The sequence below is a fragment of the Rhizohabitans arisaemae genome, from assembly GCF_025996515.1.
GTDB classification, from domain to species: domain Bacteria; phylum Actinomycetota; class Actinomycetes; order Streptosporangiales; family Streptosporangiaceae; genus Rhizohabitans; species Rhizohabitans arisaemae.
The window spans coordinates 45921-63189 of sequence record NZ_BLRH01000035.1 but is presented as its reverse complement, the minus strand read 5'-3'; the positions used below and the strand labels follow the sequence as shown (position 1 = coordinate 63189).

At 67.6% G+C, this 17269-nt stretch carries 15 protein-coding genes; 11 read left to right on the top strand and 4 right to left on the bottom strand.

What is annotated here, in order from left to right:
• Positions 1-21 precede the first annotated feature (21 nt).
• From RUR_RS22485 to RUR_RS22475, 3 genes are all read left to right on the top strand, one after another.
• Complete coding sequence (locus RUR_RS22485; RefSeq protein WP_283137133.1) at positions 22-726, top strand: Tox-REase-5 domain-containing protein; 705 nt, start codon at positions 22-24, stop codon at positions 724-726.
• Between the two features lie 14 nt (positions 727-740).
• Positions 741-1469, top strand: coding sequence for a hypothetical protein (locus tag RUR_RS22480; RefSeq protein ID WP_283137132.1), 729 nt, complete (start codon positions 741-743; stop codon positions 1467-1469).
• 169 nt (positions 1470-1638) lie between these two features.
• Complete coding sequence (locus RUR_RS22475) at positions 1639-2406, top strand: MerR family transcriptional regulator (RefSeq protein ID WP_283137131.1); 768 nt, start codon at positions 1639-1641, stop codon at positions 2404-2406.
• Between the two features lie 617 nt (positions 2407-3023).
• On the opposite strand, the gene RUR_RS22470 is transcribed toward RUR_RS22475, so the two are convergent.
• Entirely contained in the window at positions 3024-4913 is a 1890-nt protein-coding gene (locus RUR_RS22470; RefSeq protein ID WP_283137130.1) for a M36 family metallopeptidase, read from the bottom strand.
• A gap of 48 nt (positions 4914-4961) precedes the next feature.
• Here RUR_RS22470 and RUR_RS22465 point away from each other — a divergent pair, with 48 nt between their 5' ends.
• The 5 genes from RUR_RS22465 (at position 4962) to mads4 (ending at position 9512) form a co-directional block, all read left to right on the top strand.
• Positions 4962-5219: a hypothetical protein gene (locus tag RUR_RS22465; protein WP_283137129.1), complete on the top strand. Its 258-nt coding sequence runs from the start codon at positions 4962-4964 to the stop codon at positions 5217-5219.
• Between the two features lie 445 nt (positions 5220-5664).
• Positions 5665-6309: a phosphotransferase gene (locus tag RUR_RS22460; protein WP_283137128.1), complete on the top strand. Its 645-nt coding sequence runs from the start codon at positions 5665-5667 to the stop codon at positions 6307-6309.
• Positions 6310-6609: 300 nt separating this feature from the next.
• Positions 6610-7356: an SDR family oxidoreductase gene (locus RUR_RS22455; protein ID WP_283137127.1), complete on the top strand. Its 747-nt coding sequence runs from the start codon at positions 6610-6612 to the stop codon at positions 7354-7356.
• 219 nt (positions 7357-7575) lie between these two features.
• Complete coding sequence (gene mads3, locus RUR_RS22450) at positions 7576-8880, top strand: methylation-associated defense system AAA family ATPase MAD3 (RefSeq protein ID WP_283137126.1); 1305 nt, start codon at positions 7576-7578, stop codon at positions 8878-8880.
• Complete coding sequence (gene mads4 / locus RUR_RS22445; RefSeq protein ID WP_283137125.1) at positions 8877-9512, top strand: methylation-associated defense system protein MAD4; 636 nt, start codon at positions 8877-8879, stop codon at positions 9510-9512. The genes mads3 and mads4 overlap by 4 nt, the downstream gene beginning before the upstream one ends.
• On the opposite strand, the gene RUR_RS22440 is transcribed toward mads4, so the two are convergent.
• The gene (locus RUR_RS22440) at positions 9463-10053 is read right to left on the bottom strand and encodes an IclR family transcriptional regulator domain-containing protein (protein WP_428847017.1); all 591 of its coding nucleotides are present in this window, start codon (positions 10051-10053) and stop codon (positions 9463-9465) included. The genes mads4 and RUR_RS22440 overlap by 50 nt on opposite strands.
• Between RUR_RS22440 and RUR_RS22435 the strand changes: the two genes are divergently transcribed.
• The 3 genes from RUR_RS22435 (at position 10011) to RUR_RS22425 (ending at position 14465) form a co-directional block, all read left to right on the top strand.
• A complete protein-coding gene (locus RUR_RS22435; RefSeq protein WP_283137123.1) occupies positions 10011-10304 on the top strand; it encodes a hypothetical protein in 294 nt (97 codons plus the stop codon). The two genes, RUR_RS22440 and RUR_RS22435, sit on opposite strands and share 43 nt — an antisense overlap.
• A gap of 108 nt (positions 10305-10412) precedes the next feature.
• Entirely contained in the window at positions 10413-10727 is a 315-nt protein-coding gene (locus RUR_RS22430) for a CU044_2847 family protein (protein WP_283137122.1), read from the top strand.
• Positions 10728-10736: 9 nt separating this feature from the next.
• Complete coding sequence (locus RUR_RS22425; RefSeq protein ID WP_283137121.1) at positions 10737-14465, top strand: trypsin-like peptidase domain-containing protein; 3729 nt, start codon at positions 10737-10739, stop codon at positions 14463-14465.
• Positions 14466-14679: 214 nt separating this feature from the next.
• Here the strand turns inward: RUR_RS22425 and RUR_RS22420 are convergent, their stop codons facing one another.
• Together RUR_RS22420 and RUR_RS22415 are read right to left on the bottom strand one after the other, a co-directional pair.
• On the bottom strand, positions 14680-16215 hold the full coding sequence (locus RUR_RS22420; protein ID WP_283137120.1) for a hypothetical protein: 1536 nt from the start codon (positions 16213-16215) through the stop codon (positions 14680-14682).
• A gap of 21 nt (positions 16216-16236) precedes the next feature.
• Positions 16237-17181, bottom strand: coding sequence for a Gfo/Idh/MocA family protein (locus tag RUR_RS22415; RefSeq protein WP_283137119.1), 945 nt, complete (start codon positions 17179-17181; stop codon positions 16237-16239).
• Positions 17182-17269 lie beyond the last annotated feature (88 nt).

Genomic DNA, 17269 nt, shown 5'->3' with positions numbered 1-17269 from the left:
CAGACACGATCGGCGGTTCCGGTGTCCCTGATCACCGAACTCGTGGCACGGATACAAGCCATCGCCGAGGGCCTGCCCACGGAGGCGGTACGCTCCGGAGCCGACCACCTGGAAACCGCGTCACAGGCCCTCGCCCCCGTCGCCGACGGCAGCTCCTCAACGCTCCCCGGCCAAGCGCTGGCCCACTTCACCGAGGCCCTCACCCACCTGCTCAACGCCCGCGACCATCTGGGCAGAGCCCACAACCTCGTCCTGCTCTACGCCGCGACCCTCCAGGGGGAAGGCTGGGTCGTCCCACCTCCACGCCACCACGGCAACCCCTTCAACGCCCGATACGAGGACTGGGTGAGACGCGAAAACGGCGGCCCACCCGACCGGGAGTACCTGGTCATTCGCGGCAGGGACCGGGCGATGTTCGATGCTGTCAGAACCGATCGGCGCGGAGACGTCCTGGTGCACGTGCTGATCGACGCCAAAGGCAAGTACGCCCAGTTCATCGACAAGACCACAGGCGACTTCCATTCCTGGTGGGAGCACGCGCAGAACAGCGGGTTACCGAAAATGCTGGAAACCGCGCTCCGACATGTGCGAGCCGGCGCGGGAAGACCGGTGGAATGGTGGTGTGCCGAACGGGAGTTCGCACATCTGCTTAATGAGAGGTTCCGGGAGGACCGTCGGCTGCTCGGACGGATCCGAGCCGTGTACCGACCCAAGCCACAGGAATGAGAAAGGATGCCCCTGTGCGAAAGGACGAATGGACCATCTCCATTGGATCACGCCTCCAGGAGGAGCTCTGGGGTGGGGAGGCCCGGAGGCTACGTAGCCTGTTGGACGTGATCGCCACCCATGTGGCGGAGTCCTACGGAACCCCCATCACCTGGCACTCGGAGGTCATGACGGCCGAGCAGTGGACCGACCTCGACGCCATCGCCACCGAGATGGTCCGCAACCGCCGCCTCGACGACTTCGGAGTCGTCTTCGAAGCCCTGGGAAGCGGTGGCGTCGCCCTCGGCCGCCGGGTCGGCGCACCCAAGGACATGATCCACTCACTGTGGAGCGCCGGACTACAGGACGAGTGGCCGTTCACCGCCTCATTCAAGTTCCACACCCGATACCTGTATGAGGAGGGCGGGGCACGCCCCCTGCGGGAGCACCCTGTGCCCTGGCTGGTCTCGCTGGTATGCGGAATCGTCGAGGCGGCCAACGCCACGGAGGTGACCATCGGGAACAGACGGCTCCAGGACGAACTGTGGGACGCCCGAGACCCGAACAACGTCTGGGCGATCACCTACGTCTCACCGGACGTGGATACCAGCGGACTGCCGGACACGCTGACCGTGTACCCCTGTACCGCCCCGGCCGGAGGAAAGGTGGTGGTGGCCGACCTGGAGCTGGCCGCCCACGCGCCCGAACGCCTCGTGCACGACCTGCTCCTCCTCGACGACCGCCTCCGCGCTCACACCGGCTGACGCTCGGCCGCTTACAGCCCTCCTGCCACTCGAACCGTCAAACCGTTCGAGACAATCCGGCGCTCTTTCTCCTGCTCTTGTGCCTTGACCTTGCCGCTACGGCAACGCCTACGGTCGGGAACCAGCCGGAGGAATCGGGCCGGTGTCCAAGGAGAGGTGGTGACGGGCCATGGCGTGGTCGATCACGCAGGTGGCGCGGATGTCGGGTGTGACGTCCCGGACCCTGCGCCACTACCACGAGATCGGGCTCCTCGCCCCTGCCTGGGTGTCGGCGAGCGGCTACCGCCACTACGAGGAGAGCCAGCTGCTGCGACTCCAGCAGATCCTCATCCTCAGGCGGCTCGACCTCGGACTCCCCGAGATCAAGGAGATCGTCGACCGGAACACCGATCCGCTGACGGCACTCCGCGAGCACCATCGGCGGCTGCTCGCGGAACGCGACCGGCTCGACGCTGTTGCGCTCACGGTGGCGCGCACCATCGCCGAGCTCGATGAGAGCGAAAGGACAGGGAAGGTGCAAAAGATCAACAACCCGGAGAATCTGTTCGACGGATTCGATGCCGCCCAGTACACCGCCGACGCGCGGGATCGCTGGCCCGGCCACTGGGAGGGGACCGGCCAAGCAGATCTCCTGGCGAACTCCACGCCCCAGGAGATCGAGAAGATGCAACGAGAGGCGACCGCGGCCCTTGTCCGGCTGGCCGAACTGATGGCGGCCGGCACCCCGGTCGACGACCCGGCCGTCCTCGCCAAGCTCGATGTGCACTATCGGCGGATGAGCCGGTACTGGACACCCAGCGCGGAGGAGTACACCCATTTCGGGGAGATGCAGGTCAGTGATCCGACATTCCGGGCGACCTATGACCGAATCGCCGAAGGGCTGGCCGAGTACCAGCGGGACGCCATGGCCGCCTACGCCCGGATCCACCTGACCTGACTCGCCCCGGCCGGGCCCGGAGGACTTCGGCCACGAGCACACCGGCGACCCTCTGGCGAATCACCCGGCCTACCGACACCCCTGTATCCGGCGCTGTGCCACCACCCGAGTCCCAGGTGGTGGCACAGCCACGTCGGCATGGGCTTGGTTCCGGTTGCCAGGGCAGGAGACCATGGGAACACTACGACCGGCGCATCCGGCCGCTGACAGCCACTGTTCCCACGGACATCGACGATCTCCCGATTGACTTCGAAGGCCGGGGCTCCGGGATGACGATGATGCCGGGCTAAACGATCTACCAGAATTGCAGCAACTGGCAGCAACTGGCAGCAACTGGCAGATGGACCCGGCGCTCGGCCCATATGAACCACCCAAACAACCCAAACACCCACCGGCGTCCGGGTCAGCTGCCGTAAACGATCTACCAGATCTGCAGAAACTGGCAGATGGGCTACAAGCCCGGGAGCCCATCAAGTCGGCGTACGCCGTACGGCAAAATGAAGTATCAGCCCCCCAGCCTGCATACCGATCCACCGAATCTGCGGCAACCGGCGGACGGACCGCGGACCCGAGAGCCGGGCAGGGCGGGCCGCCCGGTTCCCGGAGCCTGCGGCCGGTCAGGAGGAGACCGTGTTGGTGGCCCAGACGGCCACGTTGTCGGCGCGGTAGACGACAAGGTTGCCGTCGTCCTGGACGATGACGCGGCTTCCGGGATTCCCTGCGGTCACGCTGTTCCACACCGCCCGGTGGGTCGGCTGCGGGGTGTAGACGACGAAGTTGCCGTCGCCCTGCATGACGCACTCCCCGGCCGGAATCCCGGCGGTGCGCGTGCTCCACAGGGCGATCCCGTCGCGGTTGCGGTAGAGCACCAGGTTCCCGTCCCGCTGGTATCTGAGGGTGAACCGGCCGTTCTCGGAGGTGAGGAACCCACCGGGCTGAAGGCGTTCGCCAGCCGCCATCCGGTCGGGTGTCGTCTCCGGCGGCTCCGGCGGAACCGTGTCGTCACCCACGATCCCGGTCAGGGTGTCCGACGGCCCGGACCTGGCGCCCACCCCCATGCCGTACTTGGCGAACGCCTGCCAGGCGTTCCGGCGACGGGTACGGAGATCGGCGTCGCTCCAGGCCTCGGCCGCGGCCTTGTTCTCCAGCGCGAGCAGGACGGCGTCCCGCGCCTGCAGGTAGGTGGGGTTCGCCGGGGTAAGTTTGAGTCCGTCGACCACGAGCTGCGCGGCGAGCGCCGCACCGATCAAGCGGTTCAGCTCGATGAGGGCGGCGCACCAGATCTCCCCGTTGTTGTGCACCTGGGTGAAACGGCCGGTCCCGAGCATGCCGTACCGGTCCGGATAGTTCGCGTCGTAGGGATGCATCCGGATCCCGCCGGGCGAGTTGACGATCCACGCGCCGACGACCGTCGTGTCGTTGATCGTGCAGGCGATGTAGTCGCTCCACCCCTCGCCGAGGCTGCGTGCCTGGATCGTGCTGAGCACCCGCGGTGCGCCGCCGCCGACCAGCCGGTTGGACAGGCCGTGCGCGTACTCGTGGAAGACCACGCTGGAGTCGAGCGCGGTGTGCCGGTTGGTGCTGGTCACCAGCCCCATGTTCATGGTCGGGGGAGCACCGTCGGGGGGCGTGCTCATGTTCGCGGTGCCGAACACGGCGCCGGGATGCACGATCGCGTCCACCCGGTCGCTGGCCAGACCGCCGCCGATGTCGTTGGCCTGCTGGAAGTTTCGGTCACCTTCCCGGAAGTGCAGCAGGTAGAGGAAGTCGTGCATGAAGTTGCAGAAGTACGACAGGCTCAGCAGCAGCTGATCGTTTCCGACCGCGTCCGCGGGGTCGAAGGTCAGCACGCCGTCCACGACGACACCCTGTCCGGTGCCTCCGGTGTTGAGCCGGGCGATGACGTTGTTCCCCTCGGTCCGGTCTGTACTGATCCAGTCAACCCGGGGGAACGGGTCCGGCAGGTTGCCCGGGGCCGGCACGGGATAGGCGTTGAGCTGCAACGGAAGGTCGCGCAGCACCCGCGCGGAGCCGCCGTCGGGGTGGGACACGTTGCCGCGGGCGGCCACGGGCGACGTCGTGGCACGGCAGTAGAGGATCTCGGCGTTCTCCGCGTCCACGATCACGGTGTAGCGTTCGCCCCCGCCGGGCAACCCGATGTCGACGGCCCAGCCGAGCCGCAGCGCGGTGCCCAGGTCGAACCAGATGAGCGACGCCCGTACCGGCGCCTCGAACGGCGGCGCGTCCACCAGGGTGGACCGCTCGGGGTCGCCGTCCGACGACCGTACGACGGGCTGGAGCCCGCCGACGTCCACGGTCTGGGTGTACAGCGGCTCCCCGAACTGGTCGGTACGGCCTTCGTCGGCGGGGTCGGGCTCGGCCACGTGCCGGGCGGCGGCGCTCACCGCGTCGGTCACCGAGATCGACGGGGCGTCACCGGAGATCTCGCTCGGCGAGAGGGTGCTCCCGGCGGTGGAGTCGATGACCCGGTCGGGGGTGAATCGCACGACGACCGACGCTTCGAAGACGGGAATTCCGTGTACCGTCTCCTGCAAATGAACCGCGGCAGAACCGGAACTGGTGAACAACGGTTGTGGGGCCGCCCGAAATTCAAAGGGAACGGCGTCCTGAAATCCGAATGCCGACCCGATATTCTGCAGATGAAGTTGCGCGGCCTCCACGAGATCACCCGAGACCGGTGCGCCCTGCGCCAGCCGTACCAGGCTCGCGTTTCCGGTTCTGGGATCGACGTCGTCGACGACGATGTTCTGCGCTCCGGGGAGCGCCGCGCTGATGCTCTCGGCGCGACCTGACAGCTCACTCGTTCGTCCAGGTGTGGCACGGTTCACCGTGTGATCGCGAGTGTCCACTTCACGGGCCAATGTCCCTCCAAGGGGGTGAGGCCACCGGTAAGCACCCCGAGGAAAACCCCATTGGCTGGGATCTTCCGCATTGTCGTGCGAACAATGATGGTAGATCCACGCAAAGGACAAGTCAGCACTTCACCGAGCACAAATGCTTACATTGCCAGCTGATCGTTATCTCAAATCCACCTTGCTTACCGCCTTTATTATGATTTTTGGTGATTTATCAGTATGTGCACGACCTCGGCGATGTACGGGCTGCGCCACGGAAACCCGGCAGGTCGTCGCCGGCCCACGCGGTAGCCTGATCGGGCCACGGTCGGCGGGACACCTCGGACACCACGCCGTACGGACACATCCGCCCGGGAACAGGGCGAGATCGGCGGGGGCCGCGATGACGGAGACACTTCAGCCGTACCGGATCCACGAGTGGGTCGCGGAAACGCTCGGTGAACGGCCGACGGCCTGGCGCCAGGTGCTCGGCCGGGAGGAGAACACGGTCCACCGGCTCACGCTGACCGGCGGCGAGTGCGTGTACCTCAAGGTCTCCGCCGAGGACCTGACCGCCGAGCGGGATCGGCTGACCTGGTTCGCCGGGCGGATACCCATCCCCGAAGTCCGCGGCTGGCATGCGTTCGACGACGTCGAATGCCTGCTCACCACCGAACTACCCGGAGAAGACCTCACCCGGCACCTGGCCCGCCCCCTCGACGTGGTCCGGCTGCTCGCCCGGGCACTGCGTCGGATCCACTCCCTCGACCCGGACGACTGCCCGTTCGGGACGGCGGCGCCGGATTCGGCGGTCACCCACGGGGACGCCTGCCTGCCCAACATCCTCATCGACGGGCTCGCGGTGACCGGCTACATCGACCTCGGCGACGCCGGGCTCGCCCCACCCGAGGTGGACCTCGCCGCGGCGCTGTGGAGCCTGGACCACAACTTCGGCGACGGTGACCGGCTCGGTCGCGCGTTCCTCGCCGAGTACGGCCTGCCGGAGCTCTCCGACGCCGAGATCCGGCGTCTCCGCGACTCCTACTGATTCGGCGGCCGTTCACCCTCGAAGTCGTCGATCTGCGTGCACGGCGCGACCGGCTCGACAAACGACTGGTGACGTGTCCTCCGCTCGGTCCCGGCATTCGGTGAGGTTGCCCGATCCATCATCGTCACACCCTCTCGTTGCCGGTGCTCGCGATCCGGTTCGTATGGCGCCGCCGTGTTCGGCCGACAACCGTACGATCCTGGTCGGAAGCCGAGGGCGACGGCCTCGGCAGGCGCAGTCCGTAACGGACGGCACATCCGCTCGGTCACATCGTCAATCACAGGAATGTGATACTCAGATATGTCCGGAATCCTGTTGATCACCGGGGCGAGCCGCGGCATCGGGGCGGCGACGGCGCTACTTGCCGCCCGCCGGGGGTATCGCGTCTGTGTCAACTACCGCGCCAACGCCGACGCGGCCGCCGAGGTCGTCGCCCGGATCGCCGAAGAAGGCGGTGAGGCGGTCGCCGTCCAAGCGGACACCGGCCGCGAATCGGAGGTCGAACGGCTCTTCACCACCGTCGACAAGCAGCTCGGCCCGCTCACCGCACTGGTGAACAACGCCGGAATCCTGTTCACCCAGTGCCGGGTCGACCAACTCGACGAAGACCGGATCCGGCGTGTGCTCACCACCAACGTCGTCGGCTACCTGCTCTGCGCCAAACACGCGGTCCTGCGCATGTCCACCGCGCACGGCGGCGCCGGCGGGGCCATCGTCAACGTCTCCTCCGCCGCCGCCCGCCTCGGCTCCCCGGGCGAGTACGTCGACTACGCGGCGAGCAAAGGCGCGGTGGACTCGCTCACCATCGGTCTCGCCTTGGAGGTCGCCGCCGAGGGCATCCGGGTGAACGCGGTACGCCCCGGCATCATCCACACCGGCATCCACGCCGACGGCGGCGAACCCGGTCGAGTGGACAGAATCGGCCCGAACCTCCCGATGCGCCGCGGCGGCTACCCCGAGGAAGTGGCCGAAGCGATCCTCTGGCTCCTCTCCGACCAGGCCTCCTACATCACCGGCACCTTCATCGACGCCGCCGGCGGCAGATAACCCACCACGCCGGAGACCTCCCGGGTATCAACCCGCCGGTGCGGCACAACCTCTAAAGTGGGCACAGGCCTGCCAGGTGAGGCCACAACCTCGCATCCGACTCGGCAAAAAGGACATCGCCTACATGCTCGTCCGAAGGCGGAAGGGTGTCGTAACCGGAACCACCTCCTCGCATATCACCCGGTTCCGTGACGCAGACCCCATGCCAGGAGCAACAACGTGATCACTAAGATCGAGGCGCACAACTACCGCTGTTTCCGCGAGCTGAGTATCGATCTCGACCGCTATCACGTGCTGGCCGGGGCCAACGGAGCCGGGAAGACAACGATGCTCGACATCCCCACCCTCCTCGGTGAGATGATGCTCGGCGGCCAACACCAGGGATTGAGCCGGGTGTTCCTGGGGCGGCAACGCCGGGGCATTCCAGCCCGTGCTTCCACCCTCACCGAGTTACTCCACCGAGGCCATGGGAGCTCCGTCTCCTTCGCGATCGAGGCACGTCTCCCCGACAAGGTGGCCGACCTGCTCACCGGCGCCTCCGGCAGCGGACCGGCCAGGGATCCGTTCACCCACATCCGTTATGAGTTGTGCCTGAGTGTCTCCCCGCACGAGCTGAGCGTGGCCTTCGAGAACCTGTACCTGTTCTCCAGCCAACGGGACCTCCCGGCCTCATTTGGATTCATGCCGGGTCGCCTCTTTACCGCCGAGAACGGAATCTCCCCTTCGTCCTGGCAGCCCGTGATTCTTCGTGATCTAAAACCCAGCACCCGGTTCTTCCCGGAGACCACCGCGAACGAAAGCGGCATCCCACCCCTGCGGATCCCGCCCAGCCAGCCGGCCCTCGGCGCGACCCCAGCTGATCCGACCCTCTTTCCCGCCGCACTCTGGTTCGCATCGCTGCTGCAGGAAGACGTCGTCTTCTTCGAACCCGACTGGACCGCACTGCGCCGTCCGGTGCCTCCCGGTATGCCGGAACTACTGGAACCCTCCGGGTTGAGCATCCCGTGGCTGGCCCTCGCGCTGCAGGAGTCCGACCCTGAGCGGTTCGCCTCATGGGTCGATCACGTGCGCACCGCCCTGCCCCAGGTCGAACGGATCCGCGTGGTCGAGCGGGAGGAGGACCACCATGCCTACTTCGCGGTCGAATACACCGGGGGCTACCGGGTCACCTCCTCAGGCCTCTCCGACGGTACCCTGCGGATTCTCGCGCTCTCGCTTCTGCCGTACCTGGACGGTGCGGCTCTGCCGCGCCTACTGGTGACCGAGGAGCCCGAGAACGGAATCCATCCCCGCGCGATCGAGACCGTCGTCCAGTCGCTCAGCTCGCTCTACGACTCGCAGGTCTGGGTCTCCACCCACTCCCCGATCGTGCTCGCCGCCACCGACCTCGCCGACGTGCTCACCGCCCGCATCGACCCCACCGGAGCCGTCACCGTCATTCCGGGCAAACAGCATCCCCGGCTGCGCGACTGGCAGGGGTCCATCGACATCGGCACTCTCTTCGCCGCGGGAGTCCTCTCGTGACCGGTCAGCCCCCCGATCGGGACGTCGTCTTCCTGGTGGCCGATGCCGCCATGGAACAGATGCTCCGGGGTTTCCTCGACCGTCCCCACTTCCACCGGAGCCTCGGCTGCGGCCAATTCACCTTCGATCCGAGCGTCGACGTCATCGTCGCGCCGACCAAGGACCCGGGGGTGTACGGCACCGCGCGTCAGCTGCTCAGTCCGTTCGAACGGTCTCACGGCAGGGCGGTGGTGATGCTCGACGTGGCGTGGGACGGAAGTCCCGGCCCGAAAGCGATCCACGAGCACATCAGCCGTTCCCTTGGCCAGGTGTGGAACGAGTTTGCCGTGGTGGTGATCGAACCCGAGCTGGAGGCGTGGGTCTGGCAGGACAATCCGCATGTCGCCCAAGCGCTGAAGTGTCCCAGCGAGTTCCGGAAGATCCTCGCGGTAAGCGGACACTGGCCTGAGGGAGATCTCAAGCCGCCGGATCCGAAGGAGGCGTTGGAACATCTGCGGCGTAAGCATCGGGCCGACCGGTCCAACGCGGCGTTCCGACGGCTCGCCGAGAAGATCTCCGTACGGCACTGTCAGGATCCGGCGTTCAACGAACTGTGCCGCCATCTGGGCACGTGGTTTCCCCGAGCCGCGTGAAGGGGTCAGAGGGGGGCGGGGATGGCGGGGCGGATGACGGTGGCGACGAGGGGGCCGTAGGCGGCGCGGGTGGCCTTGTCGAAGCGGGTGATGTGGCGCAGATGGAGACCGAGCCGAGGACCGTGCCGTCGGAGCGGAGTACGGCGGCCGCGACGCTGCCCGCGGCGGACTGGCGTTCGCCGACGCTTTCGGCGTAGCCGAGGCTCCGGATCCGGCCGATCTCGGCCAGGACGGCTTCCCGGGTGACCAGGGTGTGCGGGGTCAGCGCCTCCAGCGGCCGGGTGCGGAGGAACTCGCCGACCTCACGGTCGGACGGGGCGGCCAGGATCGCTTTGGAGGAGGAGCCGGCGTGCAGCCAGCCGATGGTGACGGTCATCCGGACTTCGCGGTGGCTCTCCACCTGCTCGGCGAGGCCGACCTCGGCGTCGCCCCGGCCCCGAACTCCTCTGGGCCCGATCCCAAGTCGTCGCCGCCGACATCGACCCGCCCACCGCCTCGGTGAGCATCGAAATCCGCGACCTCGACGCGCTGTACATCTCAACCCATGCGTTGAAACACCTCGGCTCCTTCGGCCGCGCCTGCGTCCACCCCGCCCAGATCCCCGTGGTCAACGAGGTCTTCACCCCGCCCCACGACACCGTCGCCGTCTCCGTCGCCCAAACCCTGCTCAGCCACTACGAGAAAGCCCTCGCCTCCGGACTCCCTACCGTGTCCAGGAGGCCGATAGCGGCCCTTGGTGCGGTCCAGGACATTCCTCACTATGCCGGTCCCAAAGTGGATGCAGCTGGATAGGATTTCCGTCAAGTACGCCGGTCGGGGGCGGCGTCCGGATTGGTTCGTGTACCACAGGCCGGCCGTGGTAGCCGGTCTTTCTCGATCCGTTCCGTGATGGGAGCGCCCTTGCCGTCCCAGGTTGTCACGTACCAGCTGGACGACAGCACGACGGTCCAGTTTGAGATCGAGCCGCCCGCCGGATACCAGCCCGCGAGCAGCGCCGAGGAGATCGTCGGACGGGTTCGTCAGGCGATCGGCCCGGCGGTCGCGGCGGCACAGGTGGTGCTGGATCAGGCCCGGCGGATCACTCCGGACGAGATCCAGGTGAAGTTCGGCGTCAAGGTGACGGGGACGATGAACTGGCTGGTGGCCAAAGCCGGCACCGAGGGCAACTTCGAGATCACCCTGACCTGGCGGCCCACACCCGATCCGGCCGCCTGACCGATCGTCATGACCGCAGGGCCTGCCGCCGATTCCTGGAACGCCTCGGTCCACTCCTCCGAGGTCGATTACACGCCTCTGGGCGCCGCCGTGGTCATCGACTCCCGCCGGGCCCTGACCGCCGCCCATGTCGTCCAGCGCGACGGGGTCATCCGGGAACCGCTGTGGCTGGCCTTCCCCAAATCCGATCCAGCGGGTGACCGCCGCCGGGTGACCTCGGTCGTCATCGCGCAGCCCGGCATCATGGACCTGGCGTTACTCACCTTGGATGAGGACATTCCCCCAGGTGTGCGGCCCGCCCGGCTGCTCTGCCCGCAGCCGGGTAGCCTGACCGGCCGCGGGTGGTGGGCGTTCGGGTTCCCCGGCGGTGACGCACTGGGCGATGTCAGCTCCGGGCAGGTGAACGCGGCACTGGGCTACGGGTGGATCCGGCTGGCCACCGGCTCGGCCGACCCGCTGGCCCGCGGCTTCAGCGGAGCCGGGCTCTGGTCGGCCGACTACGAGGCGGTGGTCGCGGTGGTGGGCCAAGCGCACACCGCCGGAGGCGGCGGCCGGGCGATCACCCTGTACCAGGCCGACCTCTGCTTTCCCGATCAGAAGCTCCGCATACTGGCCGAGCAGTGGTCGGCCGAGCAGGCCGGTGAGCTGGCCCTGGCGTCATGGGGCTGGCGGCTGGCCGACGACCCCGAGGCCGGACGGCACTGGCGGCCCCGTGCCCGCGGGGTCAGCGTCGACAGCCAGCCCGGGTACCTCTTCCGCGGCCGGACCGCGGCGCTGACCGCGATCACCGGCTGGCTGGAGCGCGAGCGGCCGGATCGGCGGGTGCTGGTGGTGACCGGCTCGCCTGGCGTGGGCAAGTCCGCAGTCATGGGCCGGATTGTGACCACCGCCGATCCCGGCATCCGGGCTGTGTTACCCCTCAGCGATGACGCAGTACGGGCCCCGGCCGGGTCGGTGGCCTGCGCCGTCCACGTTAAGGGCAAGACCGCGCTGGAGGTGGCGGTCGAAATCGCCCGGGCCGCCTCGGCCACACTGCCGGAGTCCCTCGACGATTTCGAGCCGACGATGGCCGCGGCGCTTGACGAGCGGCGGGGACGGTTCAACGTGCTGATCGACGCCCTGGATGAGGCGACCTCCCCCGCCCAGGCCCGGGCCGTCATCACCCGGATCGTGCTGCCACTCGTGGACACCTGCGCCGCACGGGGCGCCCAGGTCATCGTGGCCTCGCGACGCCGTGACGACGAAGGCGACCTGCTGAGCGGCTTCGGTACCGCGGCCCGGCTGGTGAATCTGGACGACCCGGCCTTCTTCGCGCCGGAGGATCTGACCGCCTACGCACTGGCCAATCTGCGGCTGAACGGGGAGGAACGCGCAGGCAACCCCTACGTCGGCGATCACACCGCCGTACCGGTGGCCGCCGCCATCGCGGTCCGATCGGGGCAGAACTTCCTGATCACCGGTTTGGTCGCGCGCGCTCACGGTCTCCATGACACGCAGCCCGCCGACCTGGACAGGCTCACCTTCCCGGACAGCGTCGAGGATGCTCTGGGCGCCTACCTGAACCGGCTGCCCGATGTCGGCCCGGTCTCCGCCACCGCCGCGCTTACCGCTCTGGCCTTCGCCGAAGCACCGGGTATGGATCTCGACCTGTGGCTGACAGCCATCAGCGCACTAAACCGGGCCGAGCCGACCGCCGGACAGCTGTCGCGTTTCGCCCGTTCATCGGCGGCCAATTTCCTCATCGAATCCAGCACCCCTGATGCTCAGGCGCATGTCGACCGGGACAGTGACGGGATCCCCGTGTTCCGCCTGTTTCATCAGGCGCTCAACGACGTCCTGCTGACCGCGCAAATCCGGCACTCACCGCGCCAAGCCGACGAGGACGCTCTTACCCAGGCTTTCCTGCGAGTGGCCGAATGGCAATCATGGGCGGCGGCATCGTCCTACCTGCTCCGTTCTCTGCCCGGACACGCCGCTCGGGCCGGCAAGCTCGACCACCTGCTCGCCGACGACGACTTTCTGCTCTACGCCGATCTGCCCCGCCTTGTTCTGGAAGCCGACCGCTCTCCTTCTCCCCACGTTCGCAGTCAGGTGCGGCTTATCACGCTGACCCCGCATGCCATAGCCGCCCCCGCCGCCACACGTGCGGCCATGTTCAGCATCACCGCCGCCCTGATCGACCTGCCACCTCGTTACCGCGCCAACGATCGATCCATGCCCTATCTGGCTGCCTGGGCGTCAAGTCGACCACGAGCCGACCAAGCCCTCCTGACCGGCCACACCGGCGGGGTGAACGCCGTCTGCGCCTTCACCTTTGACCGCCGCACCCTCCTCGCCACCGGCGGCGACGACGGAACCGTCCGAATCTGGGACCCAACCACCAGCCACCCCATCGCCAACCTCACCGGCCACACCAGCGGAATACGCACCGTCTGCGCCTTCACCGCAAACGACCGCACCCTCCTCGCCACCACCGGCTACGACCGAACCGTCCGAATCTGGGACCCAACCACCAGCCACCCCATCGCCAACCTCACCGGCCACACCAGCGGAATACGCACCGTCTGCGCCTTCACCGCAAACGACCGCACCCTCCTCGCCAGCGCCGGCTACGACCGAACCATCCGAATCTGGGACCCAACCACCAGCCACCCCATCGCCAACCTCACCGGCCACACCGGGACAGTGAACGCAATCTGCGCCTTCACCTCCGACGGCCGCACCCTGCTCGCCACCGCCGGTACCGATCAAATTGTGCGAATCTGGGACCCAACCACCAGCCACCCCATCGCCAACCTCACCGGCCACACCAGCGGAATACGCACCGTCTGCGCCTTCACCGCAAACGGCCGCACCCTCCTCGCCACCAGCGGCGAAGACCGAACCATCCGAATCTGGGACCCAACCACCGGCCACCCCATCAATAATCCACTCACCGGCCACACCAACTGGGTCCTCGGAATCTGCGCCTTCACCGCAAACGACCGCACCCTCCTCGCCACCACCAGCGACGACGGAACCATCCGAATCTGGGACCCAACCACCGGCCACCCCATCAATAATCCACTCACCGGCCATTCCTGGGGGGTGCGCGCAATCTGCGCCTTCACCGCAAACGACCGCACCCTCCTCGCCAGCGCCGGCTACGACCGAACCATCCGAATCTGGGACCCAACCACCAGCCACCCCATCGCCAACCTCACCGGCCACACCGGCGGGGTGAACGCTGTCTGCGCCTTCACCGCAAACGGCCGCACCCTCCTCGCCAGCGCCAGTTACGACGGAACCGTCCGAATCTGGGACCCAACCACCAGCCACCCCATCGCCAACCTCACCGGCCACACCGGCGGGGTACACACAGTCTGCGCCTTCACCGCAAACGACCGCACCCTCCTCGCCACCACCGGCTACGACGGAACCGTCCGAATCTGGGACCCAACCACCAGCCACCCCATCGCCAACCTCACCGGCCACACCGGCGGGGTGAACGCTGTCTGCGCCTTCACCGCAAACGGCCGCACCCTCCTCGCCAGCGCCAGTGACGACGGAACCGTGCGGATCTGGGACCCGGCCACCGCCATCTGCGAAATGATCATCCCGACCCACGACCCGGCCCTATCCTGCACCCAAGCTGATGATCTCCTCGTCGTGGGTTTGGAGACAGGTATCCTCGCCATCCGCCTGAATCCCAGCCCCGGCCGACCATCCGCATGCCCAGGAGCTTCAATGGCTCCATAAGCGGAACTCCCCAACGCCGGACCGATACACCTTGATCGTCACCCGGGACGCCCGGGGTTGCTGATCGGCTGGAAGCCGCGGAAGCCGTACCACACTCTGGAAGGACACCCAAGATCGACAGACCGCCGGTACGGCCTGGCGTGCCTTGGCCGTACCGGCGCAGGCCCCTCGGCGGAGCGACCTGGAGTGATTCGTGGCTACTCGGGGTCCGGGGTCAGCGGGGTGAGACGGTGCCGGTGCTGTCGATCATCATGAGTTTGAGGGTGCCGTTGTCCATGTAGGTCTGGGCCGGGGTCAGGTAGCCGTCGCTCGCGGTGGCGGCGGACCTGGTGAAGGTCTCCTGGAAGTGGGGGATGTAGCCGACCTCGGTCCGGAAGTTGGTCAGCGATTCCGTGGCCTCGTTCCAGTGGTACATGTTCGTCTGCCACTTGGGGAAGTAGTAGCCGGGTACGTCCGGCTCGTGGGCATGCCGGGTGGGTGAGGTGAGCCAGTCGTCCACCCCGTCCCCGTCGACGTCGGCGATGTCCCAGAGGAACAGGTCTTTGATGGTGTATCGGTCGGTGGTGGCACCCGGGTTGGAAATGTGCAGGTACCAGCGCCCGCCGCTGTAGACGTTGTACGCGATCCGCGAGGTGCCGCCGGTGCGGACGATCGGGTTCGCCGGGTAGGACACCCGGTTCACGTACTTGTTGCCGTCGCTGTTGTCGTGCGCGTACGAGTAGAACCGGTCGTCGACGGTGTTCGCACCAAGGCTGTAGACCGAGACGTGCCGCTCGATTCCGCCCCACGGATCGCGGGTCATGGTGCCGGAGAGCCGGTCCTTGTAGAGGGAGTAGTTGCTGGTTCCAGAGATCAGCACCACCTTGTCGGGATTTCCGGGGTCGACGGCGACGACTCCGTAGTTGCGCCCGGCGATGTCGGTGCGACCGCCGGTGAGGTACGGCCGATCGGCGACGAGCTGGCTCGCGCTCAGCGGCCCGACGGCGTACTGGACGACCCGGCCGGAGGTCCAGAACACCAGCCGCCGCTGGCCCGCCACGTTGACGATCAGCCCGTTGGCGACGTGGGAGTTGGTGATGTACTTCGTGCCGGTCGGATAGGTGTTGGCGAGGGCGTTCGTGTATGTGGCGTCATAGGACGAGGTGGACGGGAAGTACAGCGCCCCGTCGGTGGTGAAGGAGCTCCCGCTGAAGCCGAGGAACCACGAGGTGTTCGGATAGTAGGGCGAGACCGCGATCTTGTTGGTGCTGCCGCCCCACATCACGCCGTTCTCGGTCCACTGACGGGTGGGGTAGCTCGTGCTGCCGAAGGTCCAGCAGATGTCGGCCATGGGGCTGAGCGGGGTCTGCCGTGCCCCGGTCCGCCCGCTGTAGAAGTGCAAGGTGGTGTTGTGGACCGGGGTGGTTCCGCACGTCGTGCCGGTCGGGGTGGCGACCACGACGTAGATATCGGGCCAACCGTCGCTGTCATAGTCGAAGCCGCCGTACGGACCGTAACCGGTCGTGCTCGCCGTCCAGAGCGAGGTGCCGGACTGGTCGACGGCACGCAGGGTGCCGCCGGTGAGCTGGAACCCGACGGCGCTCACGGTCGCGCTGCCGGTGACCTTGTAGACGGGCAGCACGGTGCCGCCGGAGAGGACGATGACGTTGCCCACGGCGGGCGGGCTCGCCGCCGCGGGTGGGACGCCGACCACGGTGAGCACCGTGATCGGCATCAGGCACATGAGGAGTCGGACAAAGAGTCGGCCCATACGGACTCCTTCTCTGCTTTCTTAGGGGGCGTTCGCCAAGGCGTCCAGCACCCGCATGGCCGGCAGCACGTCTGCCACCGTGCATCGCGGAGAGCGGCCCTCGGCAACGGCGGCGAGGAAATCAGCGTCCTGCGCCTCGATCGCCGCGTCCTGGGTGGCCGCCACACCGGGCGAGTCGACGATCACGCCGTCGGGCCCGTACAGGCGGCCGTCTTTGATGTGCAGAGTCGTGTCTTCGGCGATCAGCACGTAGTCGCTGATCGGCTCCCTGGAGTGGTAGGAGAGGGAGAGCGTCGCCAGGTCACCGGTCGGGGTGACCAGCACCGCGGCGACGTCCATCGGCGTGCCGCTGCCCGGCCAGACCGGCCCGCATCGGCCCCGCGTGTCCACCTCTGCGGCGTCGAGCAGCCACAGCGCCGCGTCGACGAGATGGGCGCCGTGGTGCCAGAGCACGCTGTCGGTCCAGTCCCGGGCCCGGCCGGTCCACCCCATGTTGGTCTGCCGCAACTGCAAGGACCGGGCGATCACATGGCGCAGGCGCAGTTCACCGCGTTCGACCCGCGCTCTGACCTCCAGATGCGGCGCCCAGTACCGCAGGGTGTGGCCCATCCCGGCGACCCGCCCTGTCTCCTCGGCGGTCCGCGCCACCAGCTCGGCTTCGGCCAGTGACACCCCGACCGGGATCTCGCACAGCACATCCCGCCCGGCTCTGAGCGCGGCGACCGTCAACTCGGCGTGCACCGGGCTGGGCGCCGCGACGACGACCGCACCCACCTCGTCGTCGGCGAGCAACTCCTCCGTGCTCGTGTACGACCTCGGGATGTCGTACTCCGTCGCAAATTCGGTGTTCTCGTCGGGCTTGGGCCCGGCCACCGCGACGATCCGGCCACCGGCCGCGCGAATGGCCCGAGCGTGAAAGCCACCGATCGCCCCCGGTCCGAGAATGCCGATACCGACACCGTTCATGATTCCCTCCCGCAAATGTTCTCGATGCCGTAAGCCGGTGCGAACTCACGCTCAGCACACGCCGCCCTACCAGGACCGGGACAACGGC